This is a genomic window from Pseudomonas sp. SF2, assembly GCF_036858055.1.
In the GTDB taxonomy this organism is placed as follows: domain Bacteria; phylum Pseudomonadota; class Gammaproteobacteria; order Pseudomonadales; family Pseudomonadaceae; genus Aquipseudomonas.
Map to the genome: position 1 here is coordinate 1 of NZ_JAMBDI010000002.1, position 21,103 is coordinate 21,103.

Sequence of the window (21,103 nt, forward strand, 5' to 3'; positions counted from 1 at the left end):
TCAAGACACAAGCTGGCTTGTCGGCGATGAGGCCAGTACAGGCAAGGTCGAGAGAGCACCCCTGAACCGTCAACCAAAAGTTGACAGCTTGAGTATACTGGCAGGCTCTTGGCCCAGATCAGGACACCCTGCCGATGTTGGAAAACAGCTTTGCCTTCCGCCTAAAGGAACTGCTCGAGCATCACAAGCTGACCCTGCAAGCCGTGGGCACAGCCTTGGGTATCTCGCGCACCGCGGTGCACAAGTGGACCCGTGGCGGCGAAATCGACTATGACAACCTGCGAAAGCTGGCCGACTTTCTCAAGGTCAACTGGATCTGGCTGCGCTACGGCGATGAGGCGCTGCAGAACATCCAGCAACCCCAGGTGGTCGAACTGCCGATGACCGACCTGCGCCGGCGCCTGACCGCCGAGATCATGGAAAGCGAAACGCGCATGAAACTGGCCCAGGAAGGCGCACGCATCGTCACCTGGGAATGGAACCTGATCAGCGACGAGGTCACCTACTCGCCCAATGTCGAGCAGGTATATGGCTGGCCGGTGCACCATAACGAAGACTTCTGGAAACACCTGCCGGGCGAAGACGTGCAGCACATGCAGGAAATGTATGCCGAGGCAGTGGCCAAGGGCAGCGGCTGCGAGTGCGACTTCCGCATCATCCGCCCCGACGGTGAAATACGCTGGATCTCCTCCCGCGCCACGGTGGTACGCGACAGCGCCGGGCGCTCGGTGAAGATGGTCGGCATCAGCATGGACAACACCGAGCGCCAGATGGCCCAGCAGGCCTTGAGCCAAAGCGAGGAACGCTTCCGCACGATCTTCGAGCTGGCCTGGGGCGCGCTAGCCTACATCGACCCCGACGGCACCTGGCAACGGGTCAACAACAGCCTGTGCGAGATGCTGGGCTACCGTGCCGAGGAGCTGTATGGCATGACCTTTCAGCAGATCACCCACGCTGATGACCTGCCGCAGAACCTGCAATTGCTGCAGCGCATGCTGGCCGGCGAAACCGAGCGTTACGAAGTGGAGAAACGTGTGCGCCACAAGAACGGCGAGTACATCTGGGTGCGCGCCCGAACCTCGCTGCAACGCCGCGACAATGGCGAGCCTGAGCACCTGATCAGCGTGTTCGAAGACATCAGCGCCGAGCGCCAGGAGCATGAACGGCTGCAGGCGCACATTGCCGCGCTCGAGGCCCGCCTGGCGGCTTTGTGATATAGCCGGAAGCAAACACCGCGTCGCCTGCTTCGCGGGGGATGGCACGGGCTGCGCCCGTGTTCGCGGGCACGCCCGCTCCCACAGGGGAGCGCGATGGCATCTAGCTTTCGAGGTGATCGCCGCGCAGCCAATCGATGAACCGCGCAAACAACTCCGACTGCGAGTTGATCTCCAGCTTCAGGTACAGATTCTTGCGGTGCATGCGCACGGTTTCCGGCGAGATGCCCAGCTCCAGCGCGGTGGACTTCACCGAATGCCCGCGCAAAATCATGTGCGCCACCTCCCGCTCACGGTCGGTCAGCACCTGGCAGCCGAAACTGTCGAACGCCGCCTGCAGGCTGCCACGCTCGGCCGGTGCCGGGTCGGGCTCCAGATGATGCCTGGCATAGCGCCCCAGCAGTTCACGCACCATCGGCTCCAGCGCCCGCAGCAGGTCGATCTGCCCGGCGCTCAGGCGTGTGCCGCTGCAGCCCTGGAACAGGCTCAGCGACAATTTGCGGCCAGCGCTGAGGTCGACGATGTAGTAGCTGTCTTCACTGCAACCGGTACCCAGGTAATAGGCCTTGTAGTAGTCGCTGCCGAAGAAGTTGTCCGGGGCGATTTCCTGCAGGTGGTAGAAGCCCTCGGCCAGGCCGCTCTGCACGGCCAGGCAGAACGGGTCGAGCAGGTAGCCGGCACTGAAGTAGCGCTCCAGCACGGCGGCGCGGTGCAGGTCGGGGATGCCTTGCTGGTACAGCAGCTGTGGCGCCCGCCCCTGGCACTCGAGGCTGATCATCATCGACTCCACCTGCACCAGCTGGCCGATGGCAGCCGCCACATGCGCCAGCGCCTCGGGCGTTTCGCTGTGGGCCAGCGCGCGCTGCAGCGCCGCATGCCATTGCTGCAGCGCGCCCAGTGAAAGGGTAAGCGGAGTGTCGGGAGAGGCCTGGGTCATGCCCGGCAGTCTAGCCTGCCAGGCACGCCCACGCACAGCCCTTTGCGCCAGGTTCATCGGCCCTGATACAGGCCAAGCGCCGTGAGTTCGCGCGCAGTTTCGATGATGCACTGGCGCAGGGTTTCGACGATCTCGTCCACTTGCGCATGGGTGATGATCAACGGCGGCGACATCACGTTCAGGTGCATGATCGGCCGCACCAGCAACCCTTTGGCCTGGGCCTTGCTGTGAATGCGTTCACCGATGTTCACCTCATCCGCGAACAGCGCCTTGCTGGCCTTGTCGGCAACGAACTCGACGCAGGCCATCAGCTTCATGCAGCGCACATCCCCCACCAGCGGCAGCTCGCGCAGGCTTTGCAGGCGTTGCTCCAGGTAGCCGCCGACGTCCTTGACGTGCTCCAGCAACTGCTCGCGCTCGATGATCTCGATGTTCTTCAAGGCCGCAGTGCAGCACACCGGGTGCCCGCTGTAGGTGAAGCCGTGGGTGAAGCAGCGGCCCTTGCCCGGCTCGGCGATCACCTGCCAGATGCGTGCGGAGAAAATGCACGCCCCCAGCGGCAGGTAGGCCGAGGTCAGGCCCTTGGCGGTGGTGATGATGTCGGGGGTGACGCCGAACAGTTCCTCACTGGCAAAGAAGGTGCCCAGGCGCCCGAACGAAGTCACCACTTCGTCGGCGACGAACAGGATGTCGTAGGTCTGGCACAGCTGCCACATGCGCTGGAAGTAGCCCTTGGGCGGAATGATCACCCCGCCCGAGCCCATGATCGGCTCGGCGAAGAACGCCGCCACGTTGTCGGTCCCCAGCGAGAGGATCTTGTCCTCGAACTCGGCCACCAGGAAGTCGAGGAACTCGGCCTCGTCCATGTCGTGCGGGGCGCGATACGGGTTGGGGTTGGACACGTGGTGGATCAGGTCGTGGTGATAATCGAACTCCGGCACCCGGTCAGCAGCCTTGTTGCCGATCGACATGGTCAGGGTGGTGGAGCCGTGGTAGGCGTTGTAGCGGGCGATGATGTGCTTCTTGTGCGGCTTGCCACGGCAGTTCTGGTAGTACTGGATCAGCCGGTAGGCGGTGTCGACCGCGGTCGAGCCGCCGGTGGTGAGGAACACATGGTTCAGGTCGCCCGGCGCCAGCTGCGCGAGCTTCTGGCACAGCTCGATGGCCACATCGTTGGCCATGTCGGAAAACGGGTTGGAATAGGCCAGCTGGCGTACCTGATCGGCGATGGCCAGGGCCATTTCCTCGCGGCCCAGGCCAATGTTGGTGCACCACATGCCGCCGACGGCATCGAGGAAGCGGTTGCCGTGGGTATCGCGGATGTAGGCGCCCTCGCCGGCAACGATGTTCAGCGCACCTTGCTCGCGGTGCTCGTCGAACACATGGTAGCCGTGCATGTAGTGGGCCTTGTCGGCGTCCACCAGCGGGTCGTGGGCAATGGCGAATGCTTTGCTTGGGGTGGCCATGGGCAGCTCCTTGGCAGTGATCGTTGGGCAGTGTTCAGAAACCGGTCTTGACCGTGCTCCAGACCCGGGTGATGGCGCGCATGTCCTTCGGGCTCTGGGTTTTCTGCGCGAACAGGCGCTCGCGGGTTTGCGCGTCGGGGTAGATGGCCGGGTCCTGGCGGATCTCGTCGCGCACCAGCGCAGTGGCGGCGGCGTTGCTGTTGGCGTAGTGGATGTAGTCGGTGACCTTGGCCATGGTCTGCGGCTGCAGCAGGAACTCGATGAAGCGGTGGGCGTTGGCCGCGTGCGGCGCATCCTTGGGGATGTACAGGTTGTCGAACCAGATCAGCGAGCCTTCCTGGGGGATGAAGAACGACAGTTTGATGTCCTTCTTCGCTTCCACCGCGCGGGCCTGGGCGGTGGCGTAGTCACCGGACCAGGTCAGGGCCAGGCAGACATCGCCGTTGGGCAGGCTGGTGAGGTAGTTGACCGAGTCGAACTTGCGAATGTACGGGCGAATGCCCAGCAGCAGTTGTTCAGCCGCCTTGAGGTCGGCCGGCGATGCACTGCGTGGGTCCTTGCCCAGGTACTGCAGGGCCAGCGGGATGACTTCGGTCGGCGCGTCCATCAGGGTGACGCCACAGTCGGCGAAGCGCGAGACGATCTGAGGGTCGAACAGCATGGCCAGCGAGCCGATGGGGGCATCGGGCATGCGCGCGGTGATCTTGTCGACGTTGTAGGTCACCCCCGAGCTGCCCCAGGTGTAGGGCGCCGAGTATTTCAGGCCGGGGTCATAGCCTTGCAGGTTGTTCATCACCTGCTGGTCGAGGTTGTGCCAGCTGGGCAATTGCTGCTTGTCCAGCGCCTGGAACACACCGGCGCTGATCAGCGGGGGTACCAGGGAAGCGTTGAGCATGACCAGGTCGTAGCCGGAGCGGCCGGTGAGCAGTTTGGTCTGGACTGTTTCGTAGCCATCGAAGGTGTCGTAGATGACCTTGATGCCGGTGGCCTTCTCGAAGTCGGCCAGGGTGGTTTCGCCGATGTAGTCGGTCCAGTTGTACAACCGCAACGTGTTACCGCTGTCCACCTCTGCCGCCTGGGCCAGACTGGCGCCAGACGCCAGCAGCAGACCGCCAATCACCTTCAGTACCTTGCGCATGGCAACTCCATCGTGTGAATGCTCGGGATCGAGCCGATGGGGGCACTATCGAGGGATTTGCCGAAGGGGGACATACCCCGAATGTGTGGGTGGTCGTTTTTTGGCAGGTGGATCTCAACAGCCTGCCGAATCTTTGGGGGGCTGCTTTGCAGCCCTTTCGCGACACAAGGCCGCTCCCACAGGTTCACTGCCAGCTTCGAAGGCTGCGCAGTCCTTGTGGGAGCGGCCTTGTGTCGCGAAAGGGCTGCAACGCGGCCCCAGTGGCTGGCACAGGAGAAAGGTCAGGTCAGCGGGTAAAGCGCCTCGTCGAACTGCTCCAGGCGCGGGAACACCAGTGGCTGGTCGTCCGAAAGCTGCTCCAGGCGCTGCCGGTACTGCTGTAGAAAGCCCTGCCGCGCCTCGTCACTGATGTAAGGCACATGCCAGGCCACGAACGGCGGCAATACCTCGAACCCGACATAGGCCAGCGTGCCGCGCAAGATCGGCCGCAGCATGTCCTCCAGTGGCCCGTGGATCGCCCCGTCGCCAAACATGTGCTCGCGCCCGCCCAGGGTCACGGTCACCAGCGCCTTCTTGCCCGCCAACCCGCCCTGGTCGTAGAAGCGCTTGCCGCCATAGCACACCCCCGACACCAGCACCCGGTCGATCCAGCCCTTGAGCATGGCCGGCGCCGAGAACCAGAAAACCGGGAAGTTCAACACCAGCAAGTCGGCCCACAGCAGCTTGTCCAGCTCTTGCTGGATATCCGCGGCAATGGCGCCGCGCTTGACCCCCTGGCGCTGCTCCAGGGCATACACCAGGTACTCGGGGTTCTCGCGCTGGGTGAAGTCATCGGCACTGGCCACCGGGTTCCAGCCCATGGCGTACAGGTCGCTGACCTGCACCTGATGGCCCTGGGCGCGAAAGGTTTCTACGGCCTGGTCACGCAGGGCAGCAGTGAACGATTGCGGCTCGGGGTGAGCGTGGACGATCAGTACATTCACAAACATTCTCCTCACACAAAACAGGTTGTCTTCCAGCTGTGGCTCAGCACTGTACCGCTTTCACCTCGACGAACTCCGCCAGGCCTTCCTCGCCCCACTCGCGCCCGTTGCCCGACTGCTTGTAGCCACCGAACGGTGCCTGGTAGTTGAACCCGCCACCGTTGATGAAGCATTGCCCGGCGCGTATCTGCCGCGCCAGGGCCAGGCCGTGCTCGCGGCTGCCGGCCCACACCGCGCTGGACAGGCCGAACGGCGAATCATTGGCCAGGGCCAACGCCTGGGCCTCGTCGGCATAGGGGATCAGGCACAGCACCGGGCCGAAGATTTCCTCCTGGGCGATACGCATGCGGTTGTCGACGTCAGCGAACAACGTCGGCGCCACGTAGAAGCCGCGTTCGAAGCCGGCTGGCGTGTCGCCGCCGCACAGCAGGCGCGCCCCCTCCTCCTGCCCCAGGCGAATGTAGTCGAGCACGGTGCGCCGCTGGCCTGCCGAACACATCGGCCCGAGGAAGCTGGCCGGGTCACGCGGGTCGCCCATGACCAACGCGCGGGTCTCGGCCTCGGCAATCTCAAGCGCTTCGGCGTAGCGGCTGGCCGGTAGCAGCATGCGGGTCAGGGCCGTGCAGGTCTGCCCCGAGTTGATCATCACGTCCTGCACGCCATGGCGCACCGCCGCGTGCAGGTCGGCGTCCGCGGTAATCAGCAGCGGCGATTTGCCGCCCAGCTCCAGGCACACCCGCTTCACCGTGGGCGCGGCCGCCTGGGCCACGCGCACCCCGGCGCCGGTGGAGCCGGTGAACGACACCATGTCCACCTGCGGGTGCCGGGCCAGGGCCTCGCCGACCTTGGCCCCCGGCCCGCTGACCAGGTTGAACACCCCGGCCGGCAGGCCGATGGCCTCGATCATCTCGGCCAGCATGAACGCATGCAGCGGCGTTTCCTGGCTGGGCTTGACCACCACCGTGCAGCCGGCGGCCAAGGCCGGCGCCAGCTTGCCGATCATCTGGTGCAGCGGGTAGTTCCATGGGTTGATGAACGCGCACACGCCAACGGCCTCGCGGTACACCAGTGAGTTACCGACTTCGCGCACCTCATCCATCAGCCCGGCCAGTTCGGCGTACTGCTCCAGCCCGGCGATCGGGCCCTCTACCTGCACCGCCTGGCACCACTGCACCGGCATGCCCAGCTCGTCGGTGATGACCGAGGCCATTTCCGCCGCGCGGCTTTTCAGCTGTGCGGCCAACGCCGTTATGTACCCGGCCCGTACGCTGGACGGCGTGCGTGACCAACCATCAAAGGCCCGCCGCGCGGCCATCACCGCCCGTTCGACATCGGCCTCGGCGCCCAACGGCACGCGGCCGATGGCCTGTTCGGTGGCCGGGTCGATCACCTCGGCCATGCCCTGCCCGCTCGGTACCTGCCAGGCGCCGTCGATGTACAGCCGCGCATACTCACGCATGGGCCTGCCCCTGCATCAGTGCGGCGGCGCAGCGGGCGATGCGCTGGCAAGCGTCGGCCAAGGCCTCGTTACCCAGTACCAGGCCCAGGCGGATATGCCCGGCAGCGCTGGGGCCGAAGGCTTCGCCGGCGAGCACCGACACACCCTGGCTGTCGAGCAGGCGATCGGCGAAGGCCTGGGCGCTGAGGCCGGTCTCGCGGATATCGACCATCACGAACATGCCGCCATCGGGCTTGAGCACCTTGATGCCCGGGCAACCGGACAACTGCTCGCACACCAGGTCGCGGCGCTGGCGATAGGCCTCGCGCATGGTATCGAGCTCGGGCAATTGCTGCTCCAGTGCTACCACGGCGGCGTCCTGGATGAAGTCCGGTGAACCGTACAACATGCACAGGGCGAGGTTTTCCAGGTGGGCGGCCAGCTCGGTCGAACCCACCACCCAGCCCACCCGCCAGCCGGTCATGGCATGCGACTTCGACAGGCTGTTGAGGGTGGCGGTGCGCTCGGCCATGCCCGGCAGGCTGCCGGGGCTGACATGCTCGCCGTCGTACAGCAGCTCGCTGTAGACCTCGTCGGAGATCAGCCACAAATCGTGGGCGATGCACAGTTCGGCCAGCGCTTCCCAGGTGGCGCGCGGCAGGCTCGCCCCCGAGGGGTTGTGCGGGCTGTTCAGGGCCAGGGCGCGGGTGCGCGGGGTGATGCGCGCGGCCACGTCACGCGGGCACACGCGAAAGCCGTTCTCCGGCTTGACCGGCACCGGAACCACCTTGGCGCCACAGGCACCAAACACCGCCTCGTAGGTCACGTACATGGGCTCGGCGACAATCACCTCGTCACCCGGGTCGAGCACGCACTGGGCCACGCAGTACAGCGCACACTGGGCCCCCGCCAGCACCGTCACCTGGTCGGCATTGACGGCCTGGCCGCTGCGCTGGCGGTGGCGATTGGCGATGGCCTGGCGCAGCGCCAGCTTGCCGCGCACATCGGCGTAATGGGTGTGGCCCGCACGCAGGCTGTCGATGGCCGCCTCGACGATCGGCGCGGGGGTGTCGAAGTCCGGGTCACCCACCGACAGCAGCAGGATATCCTTGCCCTCGGCCTGCAGCGCCAGGGCGCGGTAGTGGATGTCCCAGGCTGCAGCCCCGTCGCCGGCGATGCGTTGAGTGAGCTTGGCGTAGCGCATGGCAATCTCCCTTCATTGGCGGTTTCAGTCGACGAGAATCTTCGGGTTGGAACTGCCCCATACGGTGTACAAGTCGGCGAGCAGCGCACCGTTGATTTCTTCCATCTCGGCCTGGGTGATCTCACCCCCGGCCTGTTTGCCAAACAGCACCACTTCGTTGCCACCCTTCACATCGGGGAAGTCGGTGACATCGACCATCAACGTGTTCATCGACACCTTGCCCACCACCGGCACACGGTGGCCGTTGATCAGCACATGGCCCTTGTTGGTGAACGCCCGGCGGTAGCCATCGGAGTAGCCGACGGTGATGTTGGCCAGGCGCGAATCACGCGCCAGGGTGAAGGTGCGGTCGTAGCCGACAGTGTTGCCTGCCGGGTAGCTGTGTACCGCCGCCACGCGCGACTTGAACTGCATGACACGCTGGTATTCGGTATGCGTCGGCACGGTGTCGCCGAACAGCGCGCCGCCGGTGCGCACCATGTCCAGGCGCGCTTCCGGCACTTCCAGCGTAGCGAAGGAGTTGGCGGCGTGCAGGGTGAGCTTGCTGCGATCAAGCTTCGCGTGCTTGATCAGCCAGTCGGTCTGCTCGTTGAACGCTGCCAGGCCTTTGCGTACATCGTCCTTGTCTTCCACGGCGAAGTGGGTCATCAGCGCGACCAGCTTGAGGTGCTTCTGGTCGGTGATCTGCAGCGCTTCGCCACGGCCGGACCAGGTGGCCATTTCCACGCCGTTGCGGCTCATGCCGCTGGAATTGAGCGCCAGATGAATGCGCAAGGTCTTGCCGTGGCGTTCGGCGAGGGCATCGAGTTGGCGGGCGAACTCGGCGCTGCCGACCAGCTCTTCCATGTCGTACTGCAGGGCATCTTCCACTTCGCTGACGCTGGCCAGGCGTACCCGTACCAGTTGCCCGGTGAAGCCGCTGGCGCGGACCACGCGGGCCTCCTCGTTGCTGGCCACCGCCACGCAGGGCACGCCCTGGGCGATGATCGAAGGCATCACCAGGCCGACACCGTGGCCATAGGCGTCGGCCTTGAGCACGGCGCACAGCTTGGACTTGCCGCCCAGCTCGGCCTGCAAGGTACGGATGTTGTGTTGCAGCGCGCCGGCACTGATTTCGACCCAGGCGTTGCTGTTCTGCACGGTCAGGGCCGTGGTGCCGTTGTCCATCGACAGCGGCGGTGCGGCATACAGCGGGGCCTGGCCAGTGATCAGCAGCGCCAGGGATGCAGCCAGGAGGGTACGGCGAAATGGCATGGTGTCTTCTCTTGTTGTTCGTGGTGTCTGCGGTTTAGCAGACGCAGGTGTGTTTAAGTTCGATAAAGGTGACGCCGGGGGTGGCGAAACCGCTGGCCAGATCGGCCTGCAGCGCGTCCAGGTCACGCGGCTGGCGCACCGTGCAACCGAAGGCACGGGCCAGACCGATGAAATCCGGGTTGCGCGGCAGAACGCCGACCGGCTCGATATCCAGCCCGAGCATGTCGTCGCGGATCTGGCCAAGGGCGTCATTGTTCCACAACAACACGACCAACGGTCGCTCCAGTTCCTCGACTGCCGTGGCCAGCTCCTGGGCGGTGTAGAGGAAGCCGCCGTCGCCCACCAGTACCAGGCCTGGGCGATGGTCGCTGGCGAACATGCCGCCGATGCCGGCCGGCAGGCCGTAGCCGAGGGTGCCGTAGCCGGTGGGGTGCAGCCAGCTGCGCGGCGCCCGGCTGGCGAAAGCGTAGTTGCCGGTGTAGGCCAACTGGGTCATGTCACTGCTGATGAAGGCATCGTCGGGCAGCACGGCGGCAATGCGGTCGAGGATTGCCTGGTGCACGGCCTGCAATGGCGCATGCCCGCTGCGAATGGCCTGGCGCAGGTTGGCCACTGCTTCGCTGGCCTGGGCCGGGTCACGGTGCAGCACTGGCAGGTGTTCGAGCAGGCCGGCCAGGGTTTGCCGGGCATCGCCGTGCAGGGCCATGGCACAGGGGTAGAAGTCGTTGAACTTGCGCGGGTCGATGTCCACGCGCAGCAGCTGGCCAGTGATCGGCAGGCGCTCGCGCCAGAAGTCGGTGTCGGCCATTTCGGTCCCCACGGCCAGCACCACATCGGCCTGGCTGATCAGCTGCCAGCCGGGTTCGACGCACAGGCTGGCGCCGGCATTCAGTGGCGCATCCGCTGGCAGCAGGCCCTTGCCAGCCACGCTGGTGAACAGTGGGGCTGCCAGCCGGGTGCTCAGCTCCTGCAGCTGCTCGGCCGCGTGCAATGCCCCACCGCCGGCAATGATCATCGGGCGCTTGGCGGCTGCCAGCTTCACGGCAGCCTGGTCGAGGATGTCGCGGCACGGCTGGCCACGCCCGGGGCGGCGCACCACCTCATCGCTCCAGTCACGGCTGACCGGCGCGGCCAGCACGTCCAGCGGCACCGAGATATGCACCGGGCGCGGCCGTTCGCTGTCGAACACGGCCCAGGCGCGGGCAATCAGTTCGGGCAGGTCGTCGCCGCGCAGGGCCACGGCAGAGAAGGCGGTAATCGGCGCGGTCATGGCGCGCTGGTCCTGGGTTTCGTGCAGGCAGCCCCAGCCCTTGCCCAGGCTGGCGGTGTGGTTGACGCTGGAAATCACCAGCATCGGGATGGAGTCGGCATAGGCCTGGCCGATGGCAGTGGCGGCATTGGTCACGCCCGGGCCGGTGATGACGAAGCACACCCCCGGTTTGCCACTGACCCGGGCATAGCCGTCGGCCATGAAGCCGGCGCCCTGCTCGTGGCGGGTCAGTACATGGCGGATGCCGCTGCCCGGCAGCCCACGATACAGCTCCAGGGTGTGCACGCCAGGGATGCCGAATACCGTTTCCACGCCGTAGTTGGCCAGCAGGCGCACTAACGCCTGGCCGGCAGTCCGGGTGTGCTTATTCATGTCGTTCTCCTTGCGCCTGGCCGAGGCGGATCAGCGCGTCGACCGCGGTGGTGCCATGGGCACCGACCATCAATGGGTTCACATCCAGCTCCAGCAGTTGCCCGGCGTTCTCGCAGGCGTAGTCGGCCACCGCACGGATGGCTGCGACCAGCGCGTCGAGGTCGGCGGCCGGGCGGCCACGAAAGCCTTGCAGCAGGCTGGCGCTGCGCAGGCTGAGCAGCGCGGCGCGGATGGCGTTGTCAGTGGTCGGTAGCAACAGGCTGACGCTGTCCTTGAGCAACTCGACCAGCACGCCACCGGCGCCGATCACCAGGGCCAGGGCGAAGTCGTGCTCGCGCTTGATGCCGACGATCAGCTCGGCCAGCGGCGGCTCGGCCATGGGTTCGAGCAGCACCTGGTCGAACGCTACCTGGGGGGCGTAGGCGGCGATGCGCTGGCGCATCTGCACCAGCGCGATCTCGAGGGCAGCGGCATCACGCAGGTTCAGCGCCACCGCACCGGCTTCGGTCTTGTGCGGCAACTGCGCGCTGACCGCCTTCAGTACCAGCGGATAACCGACGCGGGCGGCGTCTGCCACGGCGCGTTCGGGTGTGCTCAGCACCCCGGCCGGTACCGGCAGGCCAAAGGCACGCAGGGCTTGCTTGGATTGCCATTCGTCCAACAGGCGACTCTCGCCCGCGTAAGCCTGTGGGCACAGCGGCACCCGCGTGGCCTCACCCTGTTCCAGCAGCCGCTGGCGGTTGCGCTGGTAGGCGACGATGCGGCCCCAGGCTGCCAGGCCATCCTCCACGCCCTGCAGGGCGGCGATGCCACGTGCGTGCAAGCGCTCGCGCGCGCAGGCGGGCAACAGTTCCGGGAACGCCGAAGTGACGAAGCCGATCTTGCCGTGGCGTTCCAGCGCATCGCAGTACAGCGCCAGCAGCAGGTCGCATTCCTTGCGTTCGCCGGTGAACGCCGCCGGGTAGTCCAGCACCAGCATGGCCGCGTCGGCAGCGCCGCTCAGGGTGCTGTCGAGCATACGTTGCAGGGCCGCTGCATCACCCCAGATGGCCGTGGTGAAATCCAGCGGGTTGACCAGGTTGGCATAGGCCGGCAGTACCTCGGCCAACTGCGCCACCTGCCCTTGTTCAAGCTTCGGCAGAACCAGCTGGTTGCGCTCTGCATAGTCGGCGATCAAGCCGGCATCGCCACCGGAACAGGCCAGGGCGATCAGCTCGCCATTCACCGGCAGGCGGCCACAGGCGGCGGCCTTGAGGGTTTCAACGAAGCTCACCGGGCCACTGACGCGGATCACGCCCAGGCGCTGGAACAGGCTGTCGTACAAGGCATCGGAGCCGGACAACGAGCTGGTGTGGCTGAGCGCCAGTTCGGCGCCAATCTGCGACACGCCGGTCTTCAAGGCAATGATCGGCGTGCCCTGCTGCAACGCCTTGCAGGCGGCCCGGGCGAAGCCGGGCACGTTCTTCAGGCCTTCCAGGTGCAGGCCGATGGCGGTCACCCGGGGGTCGTCGAGCAGCACGTCCATCAGCTCGGCCACGCCCAGTTGTGCCTGATTGCCGACCGAGGCCATGTAGGCCACCGGCAGCGAGCGGTCGCTCATGGACAGGTTGTAGGCAAAGTTGCCGCTCTGGGTGAGGATCGCCACGCCCTTCTCCACCTGCTGGCCACCATGGGCCACCGGCCACAGGGCAGCACCGTGCAGGTAGTCGAGCAGGCCGTAGCAGTTGGGGCCGAGCAAGGCCATGTTGCCAGCGGCAGCGAGCAGGCGTTGCTGCAGCTGGCGGCCTTCCTCGCCGCTTTCGGCAAAGCCCGAGGCGTAGCAGATGACACCGCCTGCGCCGCGTGCGGCCAGCTCGGCAACGCACTGCAAGGTCAGCTCACGGTTGGTGGCGATGAACACCGCGTCCGGGGCATAGGGCAAGTCGGCCACCCGCGCCACACAGGGGATGCCTTCAAGGCTGTCATGCTGCGGGTTGACCAGCCACAGCTCGCCGCCAAAGCCACCTTCAGCACAGCGCTTGAGCGCCCGCGCCATGCTGCGCCCGCCGACGAAGGCCAGGTGCCGGGGTGCCAGCAGGCGCTTGAGGTTGTCACGAATCGTATGCGACATGGGTGTTCTCCTGGCGCTCAGCGCAGCAGCGGGCGCAGCAGTTCGCGGGCGATGATGTGCCGCTGGATTTCCGAGGTGCCCTCCCAGATGCGCTCGATGCGTGCATTGCGCCAGATACGCTCGACCGGCCCTTCGTCCATCAGGCCCATGCCGCCGAAGATCTGCACGGCTTCGTCGGCGACCTTGCCCAGCACCTCACTGGCGAACAGCTTGGCCATGCCGGCCTCGCCATCGGTCATGCTGCCCTGGTCCATCTTCCAGGCGGTGTGCAGGGTGAGCATTTCCGCAGCGCGAATCTGCGTGGCCATGTCGGCCAGCTTGAACGACACGCCCTGGTAGCTACCGATGGCCTGGCCGAACTGCTTGCGATCGGCGGCCCATTGCAGCGACAGGTCGAGGGCACGCTGGGCCTGGCCCACGCAGTTGGCGGCGACCATCACCCGGCCGGCGGTGAGCCAGGCGTTGGCCACCTCCCAGCCCTTGCCGACCTCGCCCAGCACCTTGCTGGCCGGTACCCGGCAGTCGTCGAAGAACAGCTCGTAGGTGTGGTAGCCACGGTTGCTCACACACTTGGGGCCGCGGCGAATGGTCATGCCCGGGGTGCCACGGTCGACCAGCAAGGCGGTTACCGCATTGCGCTTGCGCCCGTTGTGCTCGTAGGTATCGGTGACGGCAAAGACGATGGCGAAATCGGCGTGGCCGGCATGGCTGATGAAGTGCTTGCTGCCGTTGATGACGAAGTCGTCACCCTGGCGCACGGCGCGGGTCTTGATGGCGTTGGCATCGGAGCCGGCGCCCGGCTCGGTGAGGGCGAAGCAGTCGATTTTTTCGCCCTGCACGCACGGCAACAGGTAGTCGTTGACCTGCTCGTCCTTGCAGGCCATGAGGATTTTCGACGGCCGCGCAACGAACACGTGCAAGGCCCAGGACACTTTGGACAGCTCGCGCTCGATCAGCGCCTGTGACAGGTAGTCCAGGCCACCGCCGCCGACTTCCTCGGGCATGTTGAAGGCATAGAACCCGGCGGCGATAGCCTTGCCGCGGATCTGCGCAGCCAGTTCGGGCGACACGGCGTCGGCGCGATCCACCGCCTCCTCATGGGGCAGCAGCTCCTTGGCGACAAAGCTGCGTACCGCTTCCACCAACATTTCTTGTTCTTGGGTCAGTTGGAAATTCATCTGCGAAGGTCCTGGTGAGGGTCGGTTATCGGGTTACTGGCCGGTGAAACGGGGGGCGCGGCGTTCCACCGAGGCTTGCAGCGCCTCGGCACCGTCGTGGCTGCGGCCGCACAGCAGGCCGGCCTGGCGCTCTGCTTCAAGCTGCTCGGCCAGGGTGCGCCGGGCGCCGTCGCGGATCAGCCGCTTGGTCTGCGCGTAGGCGAAGGTGGGGCCGTTGGCCAGGCGCCCGGCCAGCTCGGCGGCCACGGCGGGCAGTTGCTCGTCGGCGCACACTTCGCTGACCAGCCCGGCCGCCAGGGCACGTTCGGCCCCCCACAGCTCATCGAGGAACAACAGGCGCTTGGCCTGCTCGCTGCCGATCAGTCGGGGCAGGTGCCAGCTGGCGCCGGCATCGGGGCTGTAGCCCATGCTGGTGTAACCGGCCTTGAAGCGCGCCGAGGCCGCGGCGATGCGCAGGTCGCAGCACAGGCTGAGGTCCATGCCACCGCCCACGGCGGTGCCGTTGATGGCAGCGATGGTGGGCTTGTCGAGGCTGTGCAGGCGCAACATCAGGGTGTGGGCAGTTTCGGTCCAGCCGTAGCTTTCCAGGGTGCCCTGGGCCTCGGCCGCGGCCCATTCGGCCAGGTCGGCACCGGCGCAGAAGCTGCGGCCGCTGCCGGTCAGCACCACCACGCGCACGGCCGGGTCGGTGTTGCAGGCTTCCAGCAGGGCGTGCAGTTGCTTGAGGGTGGGGATGTCCAGCGCGTTGCGCTGCTCGGGGCGGTTGAGGGTGATCCAGGCAACGCCGGCTTCGACCTTGCTCAGCAGTGACGACGGGGTGGTCATGGGGGCCTCGGTGTTGTTGTGATGGTTTTGGGAGGGCTTGATGAGGGAGATACTAAACGAGTGTTCAACAAGGCGGGATGGGCTGTTACAACTTCGCACAACTCGGTTTTTGCTGTTACGCGGTTTTCTTTTGGCATGGCATTTTCGTTGCCCGTGAGATCGAGCGCCGCCCGCGCGGCGCTTCGCGGGACAAGCCCGCTCCCACATNNCACGTTGCAACAAATGTGGGAGCGGGCTTGTCCCGCGAAGCGCCGCGCGGGCGGCGCTTGATCTCACAGGCAATAAAAATGCTTCGACGAACACTTACAACCAACGAACCACGGCATCAAACCCCCGGCGCGCTAGGCTCGAAAGCCCCCTGCCGACGGCGGTTGACGAAGAAGTACGCCGCATAGCACAGGGCAATGAAGCCAAAGCCCCAGTACAACGACGGCCGCTGGGTTTCATCCAGCGCCAGGAACACGAACAGCGAACTGCACAGGGTGATGCACAGCAGTGGCACCAGCGGGTACAGCGGCGCCCTGTACTTCAGGTCCTGCAGTTGCCCACCGTCACGCAGGTAGGCCTTGCGGAAGCGGTATTGCGCCAGGGCGATAACGATCCAGGTCACGGTGCCAGACATGCCGCTCACCGCCATCAGCACCATGAACAGGGTGTCGGCAGCAATGAAACTGGTCATCAGCGAGATCAGCGCAAAGCACAGGGTGATGCTCAGCGCCCGCAACGGCACGCCACGCTTGCTCAGCGGCGACAGGCTTTTCGGCGCCATGCCGCTCTTGGACATGGCCCAGAGGATGCGTGTGGAGGCATACAGCCCGGAGTTGCCCACCGAGAGGATGGCAGTGAGGATGACGAAGTTCATCAGGTCGGCGGCAAAGGGAATGCCGACCATGTCGAACACCTGCACGAACGGGCTCTCCATCAACCCGGCCTGCTCGAACGGCACGATGGCCGAAAGCACGGCAATCGCCAGCACGTAGAAGATCAGCACACGGAACACCACGTTGCGCACGGCCCGTGGGATGCTCTTTTCCGGGTGCTCGGTCTCCCCGGCCGCCACCCCCATGATTTCGCAGCCCTGGAAGGCATAGACCACGGTCATCATCACCGCGAACACCGCCGACAGGCCATGGGGGAAAAGCGACTCGCCCACCAGGTTGTCCAGCATCGGTGCCGGCGCCCCGCTGCTCAGCGGGATGGCGCCGAAAATCACCAGCACGCCGATGATGATGAAGCCGAGGATGGTCGCCACCTTGATCCCCGAAAACCAGTACTCCGCCTCACCAAAGGCGCGGGTGGCCAGGGCGTTGAGGCCGAACAGCACGACCACGAACAGCGCCGACCAGTACCAGATCGGCACCTCCGGGAACCAGCGGGTCATCAGCATGCCGGCGGCAGTGAACTCCAGGCCCACAGTGGTGGCCCAGCTCATCCAGTACACCCAGCCGATCATGAAGCCGGTGGCCGGGCCGATGAACTGGGTGGCGTGAGCCTGGAACGAGCCGGACACCGGCATCTGCACCGACAGCTCACCCAGGCAGACCATCACCAGGTACATCAGCAAACCTGCGACCAGGTAGGCCAGGATCGCGCCGACCGGGCCGCCCTGGTTGATGGTCACGCCCGAGCCCATGAACAGCCCGGTGCCGATCACCCCGCCCAGCGACAGCATGAAGATGTGCCGGCTTTTCAGCGCGCGGGTGAGCTGGATCTTTTCGCGGATGTCAGTCATGGCGCACCTCGCCTTGGCGGCCGGTGCCTGGCCACGCGGGGGTGCCGCGCGGGGTGGTAGGAAGGAGGGGCTGAGCGCTACGGCATGTCATTATTCTTGTCTCCAATAAGCCTCATGGACCGCGTGCAACACGGTTGCCATGGATTATTGGAAACGGATGTAAGGTGCCGTTGTACGAACGGATCGAAGATGTAAAAAGTCGTAAGTTTTTTGTACGTCAGCTCTGGATCAGCTGTTCCAGGGTGGCGCGGACCTGGGCAAGCTCGGTGGCCAACGGCTCGCAGAGCGCTTTCAATGCCTGTTCGTCATGCTGCCGGGCAGCGTCCTCAAGGCGTCGGAGCAGCGCAGCCAGGCCAGAAAAGCCCAGGGAGTCGCAACTGCCGGCCAGCCGGTGGGCCAGGTGCAGCACTTCGGTAAAGTCCTGGGCCGGCAGCGCCTCGGCCAACGCCGTGGCGTGCTGCTCCAGCGACTGGCGCAGCACCTTCAACAGGCCTTGCAGCTTCTGTTCACCCAGCAGCGAGCGGTGAGTGTCCAGCAATGACCAGTCCATTGTCGCGTCGGCGCCAGCCACTTCAGTGGGCGCCGCTTCGGCCAGCGCCTGGCGCAGGTTGTCCAGCCGCAGGGGCTTGGCCAGCACTCCCTGCATGCCGGCGGCCAGGTAACCCGGCACTTGCCCCGGTTGCACGCCGGCCGTCAGCGCCAGGATCCGGCTGTGGCGGTTCGGCCCGGGGGTGGCACGAATCTGCCGGCACAGTTCCACCCCGCTCATGCCGGGCAGGTGCACGTCGAGCAGGATCAGGTCGAAGCGCCGCTGTGCGCAGGCCAGCAGGGCCTGCCCGGCGTCTTCGGCAAAGCTCACCCGGTGGCCATCGCGCAGCAGCAGCCCACCGGCCACCTCGCGGTTCAACGCCACATCCTCGACCACCAGGATATCCAGGCTGGCCAGGGGCGAAGGGGCTGGTGCACTGGCCAGCACTGGCTGCCCGCTGGCCATGTCGAGCTCGAACCAGAAGCAACTGCCCTGCCCTTGCACGCTGTCCAGGCCAATGCAGCCCCCCAGCTTTTCCACCAGGTGCTTGCAGATCGCCAGGCCCAGGCCGGTGCCGCCGTAGCGCCGGGCCACCGCCTCGCTGGCCTGGACGAAGCGGTCGAAGACCCTGGCCTGTACCGCCGGCTCGATGCCGATGCCATTGTCACTGACCGACACCCGCACTCGCTGCGAGCCCTGGTCACTGGCCAGTACCTGCACCGCAAGCCGCACCTGGCCGTGTTCGGTGAACTTGATGGCATTGGCCAGCAGGTTGCTGAGCACCTGGCGCAGGTACTGTTCGGCACCGTGCTGGTACTCGGCCAATTGCTCGTCGATGTCCAGCTGCAGTGCGTCGCCGTTGTCCCTGGCCATGGGTTCGAGCAGCGCCAGCACTTCCTGGCACAACTGGCGTAGCGAGAAACCGACCAGCTCGGCGCGGCTCTCGCCCTCTTCGAGCCGGGCGAAATACAGCACTTCATTGAGAATCGCCAACAGCCCTTCGCCGGCCTTGTACAAGGCCTCGACGCGCAGGCGGTCGGCCGCCTCCAGCCGGCCGCCGCGCAGCAGCTCGGCCATGCCGAGAATGCCGTTGAGCGGTGTGCGCAGCTCATGGCTCATGGTCGCCAGGAAGCGTGACTTGGCCAGGTTGGCGGCTTCGGCCTCGTCCTTGGCCCGGGCCAGGCTGGCGGTGCGCCGCTCGACCATGGCCTGCAGCTCGTCGCGCTTGTCCTGCAGCGCCAGGCGGTCGCGCTCACGGCGCTCGATATCGCTGAGGATGGCGCGGCGCATGTCATCCAGGGCATTGGCCACGGTGTCGATCTCGTCCGGGCGCGTCGACGGGCGGCGCCCCAGGCGCAACGGTTCCTGCCACTGGCCGGCGCCAATACGCCGGGCGAACTCGGCCATCACTTGCAGGTGACGGGTGACCAGGCGGTAGAACAGCCCCGACAACGCCACCGCCAGGCCACACAGGAACACGCCCATCCACAGCAGGCTGGCAAGGCCCGTGGCATACAGCCGCCGGTGCACCGCGCCCAGGTCGATGCTCACTTCCAGCTCGCCCAGGTGCCTGGCCGGCCCCGAGGGCGGCTGGTAATCGAGAGGGAAGCGTTCGATGCGCAGCGGCCCCTTGGGCTCGGCGGCACCGCGCAGCAGCTGGAAGTCGTCGCTGAGCAGGCGCACCCGGGCGACATCGGAAAAGTCCACCAGGCCGCGCAGTTGCGTATCCAGCTGTGCCTCGTCCAGGTCCCACAGGCTGCGCTCCAGGCTGGCCAGGTAGCCGGCGCGGATCAATGCCATGCGCGCCTCGATATCGCGCATTTCGCGACGGTATTCGAAGTACAGCTGCACCGAGCTGGCCAGCACGGTGAAGCACAGGCTGAACAGCAGGATGAACAGCAGCAGGCGGCGCAGCAGGCCATCGGTGCGCAGGCGGATCATCGAGTGTCCGCCGGCAGGTTGACCATGTCGCGGTAGGTCACTTCGCTCTGCTCCAGCCAGCGCTCGATCTCGCCGGCCTGGTTCATGCGCAGCAGCTGCGCGTCGATTTCGTCCATATGCTGGCTCAGGGGCGATAGCCGTGATACCGCAACGCGCAGGTAGTCCACGCTCAGGGCCGTGGGCAATACACGGATGTCCTGCGCCCCGGGGAGGTTTTCGATGAACAGCTGACCGGTGCGCCGCTCCTGGATCACGTAGTCGATGCGCCCACGGATCAGCTTGCCGAAGTTCTGCTGGCTGGACGACACCCGTTCGATGTTCTGGTGGCGAGCGACGAAACGGTCGAACTCGGCGCCGTAGCTTTCGCCGTACAGCAGGCCGCCGCGGTAGCCCGCCAGGTCCTCCAGGCGCTGGAACTGTACCGGCCGCAGGCGGTTGTAGAACACCGCCACTTCCTCGCGCACCACCGGCACCGTGGAAAAGCGCATGCGCTGGTCACGCTGGTCGCTGTTATAAGCCAGCACCACGTCCACCCGCCCGGCGGCGGCGTCCATCAGGCAGCGCTTCCAGTTGCCCAGCACCACGGTCTGCACCTCATGCCCCATGCGCCCGAACAGCTCTCGCACCACGGTGGGTGCCAGGCCGCGCACCTGGTGGCCGTCACTCCAGGAAATCGGCGGGTACACCGGGTAGTCGCAATAGCGCACCGGTTGCCCTGCGCTGGCTTGCACGGCGAACAATGCCAAGGCCAGCACCCAGGCGCTGCGGGTCATGCCGCCACGCTGGCGGTGAACAGGTAGCCGGTGCCGTGGATGGTAATGATCAGCTGGGGCTCGGCCGGGTCGTCGTGCAGCTTGCGCCGCAGGCGGCCGACCAGCACATCGATGGAGCGGTCGTTGGGCACCCATTCGCGGTTGCGGATCTGGTCCATCAGCTGGTCGCGGCTCAGGGTGTGGCCGCTATTGCGCAGGAACACACTGAGCAGTTGGAACTCGCCATGGGTCAGCAGGGTTTGCCCGCCACGGGCGTCGATCAGGCGCCGGCGGTCGGTATCCAGCGCCCAGTCGGCGAACTGCTTCAGCGATTGCGCGCAGGCCGGCGCCGGGTGTACCTCGCGGGCATGGCGCACGCGGCGGATCAGGTTCTTGGCACGGGATACCAGCTCGCGAGGGTTGAGCGGTTTGATCACGTAGTCGTCGGCGCCGCACTCCAGGCCGACGATGCGGTCGATGTCGTCGTTGCGCCCCGTGATGAGGATGATGCCCACCTCCGAACGTACCCGCAGCTCGCGGGTCAGGGTGAGTCCATCCTTGCCGGGCAGGCGGATGTCCAGCAACACCAGGTCGACATCCTGGCTGCCGAGCAGGGCTTCGGCCTTTTCCGCGGTGTCGGCGCAGTGCACGTCATAGCCTTCCTGGGACAGATAGGCCTGCAGCAAGTCACGAATAAGCGGATCGTCATCGACGATCAATACCCGAGGCGTCATTGCGTGTCGTCTCTTTTATTATTGGT

General features: G+C 65.9%; 16 protein-coding genes. 1 reads left to right on the forward strand and 15 read right to left on the reverse strand.

Translation table 11 applies throughout. The annotated features are described in order from the left end of the window. Positions 1–134: 134 nt before the first annotated feature. On the forward strand, positions 135–1,214 hold the full coding sequence (locus M2S36_RS00515; RefSeq protein WP_333956480.1) for a PAS domain-containing protein: 1,080 nt from the start codon (positions 135–137) through the stop codon (positions 1,212–1,214). Between the two features lie 103 nt (positions 1,215–1,317). Here M2S36_RS00515 and M2S36_RS00520 read toward each other — a convergent pair whose 3' ends face one another. From M2S36_RS00520 to M2S36_RS00590, 15 genes are all read right to left on the reverse strand, one after another. Beyond that, positions 1,318–2,151 carry a helix-turn-helix transcriptional regulator gene (locus M2S36_RS00520; RefSeq protein ID WP_333956481.1) on the reverse strand — a complete coding sequence of 278 codons (834 nt, stop codon included), beginning with the start codon at positions 2,149–2,151 and terminating at the stop codon, positions 1,318–1,320. A gap of 53 nt (positions 2,152–2,204) precedes the next feature. After that, the gene (locus M2S36_RS00525) at positions 2,205–3,617 is read right to left on the reverse strand and encodes an aminotransferase (protein ID WP_333956482.1); all 1,413 of its coding nucleotides are present in this window, start codon (positions 3,615–3,617) and stop codon (positions 2,205–2,207) included. A gap of 34 nt (positions 3,618–3,651) precedes the next feature. Then, positions 3,652–4,755 carry a polyamine ABC transporter substrate-binding protein gene (locus tag M2S36_RS00530; protein WP_333956483.1) on the reverse strand — a complete coding sequence of 368 codons (1,104 nt, stop codon included), beginning with the start codon at positions 4,753–4,755 and terminating at the stop codon, positions 3,652–3,654. A gap of 281 nt (positions 4,756–5,036) precedes the next feature. After that, positions 5,037–5,738: an NAD(P)H-dependent oxidoreductase gene (locus M2S36_RS00535; protein ID WP_207830575.1), complete on the reverse strand. Its 702-nt coding sequence runs from the start codon at positions 5,736–5,738 to the stop codon at positions 5,037–5,039. Between the two features lie 43 nt (positions 5,739–5,781). After that, on the reverse strand, positions 5,782–7,197 hold the full coding sequence (locus M2S36_RS00540; protein WP_207830577.1) for an aldehyde dehydrogenase family protein: 1,416 nt from the start codon (positions 7,195–7,197) through the stop codon (positions 5,782–5,784). Continuing rightward, positions 7,190–8,380, reverse strand: coding sequence for a pyridoxal phosphate-dependent aminotransferase (locus M2S36_RS00545; protein WP_207830579.1), 1,191 nt, complete (start codon positions 8,378–8,380; stop codon positions 7,190–7,192). Before M2S36_RS00545 ends, M2S36_RS00540 begins: the two co-directional genes overlap by 8 nt. A gap of 24 nt (positions 8,381–8,404) precedes the next feature. Next, a complete protein-coding gene (alr, locus tag M2S36_RS00550) occupies positions 8,405–9,634 on the reverse strand; it encodes an alanine racemase (RefSeq protein WP_207830582.1) in 1,230 nt (409 codons plus the stop codon). A 34-nt stretch (positions 9,635–9,668) separates the two neighbouring features. Next, positions 9,669–11,276 carry a 5-guanidino-2-oxopentanoate decarboxylase gene (locus M2S36_RS00555; RefSeq protein WP_207830585.1) on the reverse strand — a complete coding sequence of 536 codons (1,608 nt, stop codon included), beginning with the start codon at positions 11,274–11,276 and terminating at the stop codon, positions 9,669–9,671. Further along, complete coding sequence (locus tag M2S36_RS00560) at positions 11,269–13,386, reverse strand: acetate--CoA ligase family protein (protein WP_207830587.1); 2,118 nt, start codon at positions 13,384–13,386, stop codon at positions 11,269–11,271. The genes M2S36_RS00555 and M2S36_RS00560 overlap by 8 nt, the downstream gene beginning before the upstream one ends. Positions 13,387–13,403: 17 nt before the next feature. After that, the gene (locus M2S36_RS00565) at positions 13,404–14,564 is read right to left on the reverse strand and encodes an acyl-CoA dehydrogenase family protein (RefSeq protein WP_063914949.1); all 1,161 of its coding nucleotides are present in this window, start codon (positions 14,562–14,564) and stop codon (positions 13,404–13,406) included. A 33-nt stretch (positions 14,565–14,597) separates the two neighbouring features. After that, entirely contained in the window at positions 14,598–15,389 is a 792-nt protein-coding gene (locus M2S36_RS00570; RefSeq protein WP_207830593.1) for an enoyl-CoA hydratase/isomerase family protein, read from the reverse strand. A gap of 325 nt (positions 15,390–15,714) precedes the next feature. Further along, positions 15,715–17,121, reverse strand: a complete 1,407-nt coding sequence (locus M2S36_RS00575; RefSeq protein ID WP_207830596.1) for an amino acid permease — start codon at positions 17,119–17,121, stop codon at positions 15,715–15,717. A gap of 217 nt (positions 17,122–17,338) precedes the next feature. Then, positions 17,339–19,591, reverse strand: a complete 2,253-nt coding sequence (locus M2S36_RS00580; RefSeq protein WP_333956486.1) for an ATP-binding protein — start codon at positions 19,589–19,591, stop codon at positions 17,339–17,341. Next, positions 19,588–20,364: a substrate-binding periplasmic protein gene (locus M2S36_RS00585; protein WP_207830602.1), complete on the reverse strand. Its 777-nt coding sequence runs from the start codon at positions 20,362–20,364 to the stop codon at positions 19,588–19,590. Before M2S36_RS00585 ends, M2S36_RS00580 begins: the two co-directional genes overlap by 4 nt. Then, positions 20,361–21,077, reverse strand: a complete 717-nt coding sequence (locus M2S36_RS00590) for a response regulator (protein ID WP_012271826.1) — start codon at positions 21,075–21,077, stop codon at positions 20,361–20,363. Before M2S36_RS00590 ends, M2S36_RS00585 begins: the two co-directional genes overlap by 4 nt. Positions 21,078–21,103 lie beyond the last annotated feature (26 nt).

Excerpts from the sequence above, each read along its gene's own strand:
- M2S36_RS00515 (WP_333956480.1), top strand. The coding sequence starts at position 135 with ATGTTGGAAAACAGCTTTGCCTTCCGCCTAAAGGAACTGCTCGAGCAT.
- M2S36_RS00520 (WP_333956481.1), bottom strand. The coding sequence starts at position 2,151 with ATGACCCAGGCCTCTCCCGACACTCCGCTTACCCTTTCACTGGGCGCG.
- M2S36_RS00525 (WP_333956482.1), bottom strand. The coding sequence starts at position 3,617 with ATGGCCACCCCAAGCAAAGCATTCGCCATTGCCCACGACCCGCTGGTG.
- M2S36_RS00530 (WP_333956483.1), bottom strand. The coding sequence starts at position 4,755 with ATGCGCAAGGTACTGAAGGTGATTGGCGGTCTGCTGCTGGCGTCTGGC.
- M2S36_RS00540 (WP_207830577.1), bottom strand. The coding sequence starts at position 7,197 with ATGCGTGAGTATGCGCGGCTGTACATCGACGGCGCCTGGCAGGTACCG.
- M2S36_RS00545 (WP_207830579.1), bottom strand. The coding sequence starts at position 8,380 with ATGCGCTACGCCAAGCTCACTCAACGCATCGCCGGCGACGGGGCTGCA.
- alr (WP_207830582.1), bottom strand. The coding sequence starts at position 9,634 with ATGCCATTTCGCCGTACCCTCCTGGCTGCATCCCTGGCGCTGCTGATC.
- M2S36_RS00555 (WP_207830585.1), bottom strand. The coding sequence starts at position 11,276 with ATGAATAAGCACACCCGGACTGCCGGCCAGGCGTTAGTGCGCCTGCTG.
- M2S36_RS00560 (WP_207830587.1), bottom strand. The coding sequence starts at position 13,386 with ATGTCGCATACGATTCGTGACAACCTCAAGCGCCTGCTGGCACCCCGG.
- M2S36_RS00565 (WP_063914949.1), bottom strand. The coding sequence starts at position 14,564 with ATGAATTTCCAACTGACCCAAGAACAAGAAATGTTGGTGGAAGCGGTA.
- M2S36_RS00570 (WP_207830593.1), bottom strand. The coding sequence starts at position 15,389 with ATGACCACCCCGTCGTCACTGCTGAGCAAGGTCGAAGCCGGCGTTGCC.
- M2S36_RS00575 (WP_207830596.1), bottom strand. The coding sequence starts at position 17,121 with ATGACTGACATCCGCGAAAAGATCCAGCTCACCCGCGCGCTGAAAAGC.
- M2S36_RS00580 (WP_333956486.1), bottom strand. The coding sequence starts at position 19,591 with ATGATCCGCCTGCGCACCGATGGCCTGCTGCGCCGCCTGCTGCTGTTC.
- M2S36_RS00585 (WP_207830602.1), bottom strand. The coding sequence starts at position 20,364 with ATGACCCGCAGCGCCTGGGTGCTGGCCTTGGCATTGTTCGCCGTGCAA.
- M2S36_RS00590 (WP_012271826.1), bottom strand. The coding sequence starts at position 21,077 with ATGACGCCTCGGGTATTGATCGTCGATGACGATCCGCTTATTCGTGAC.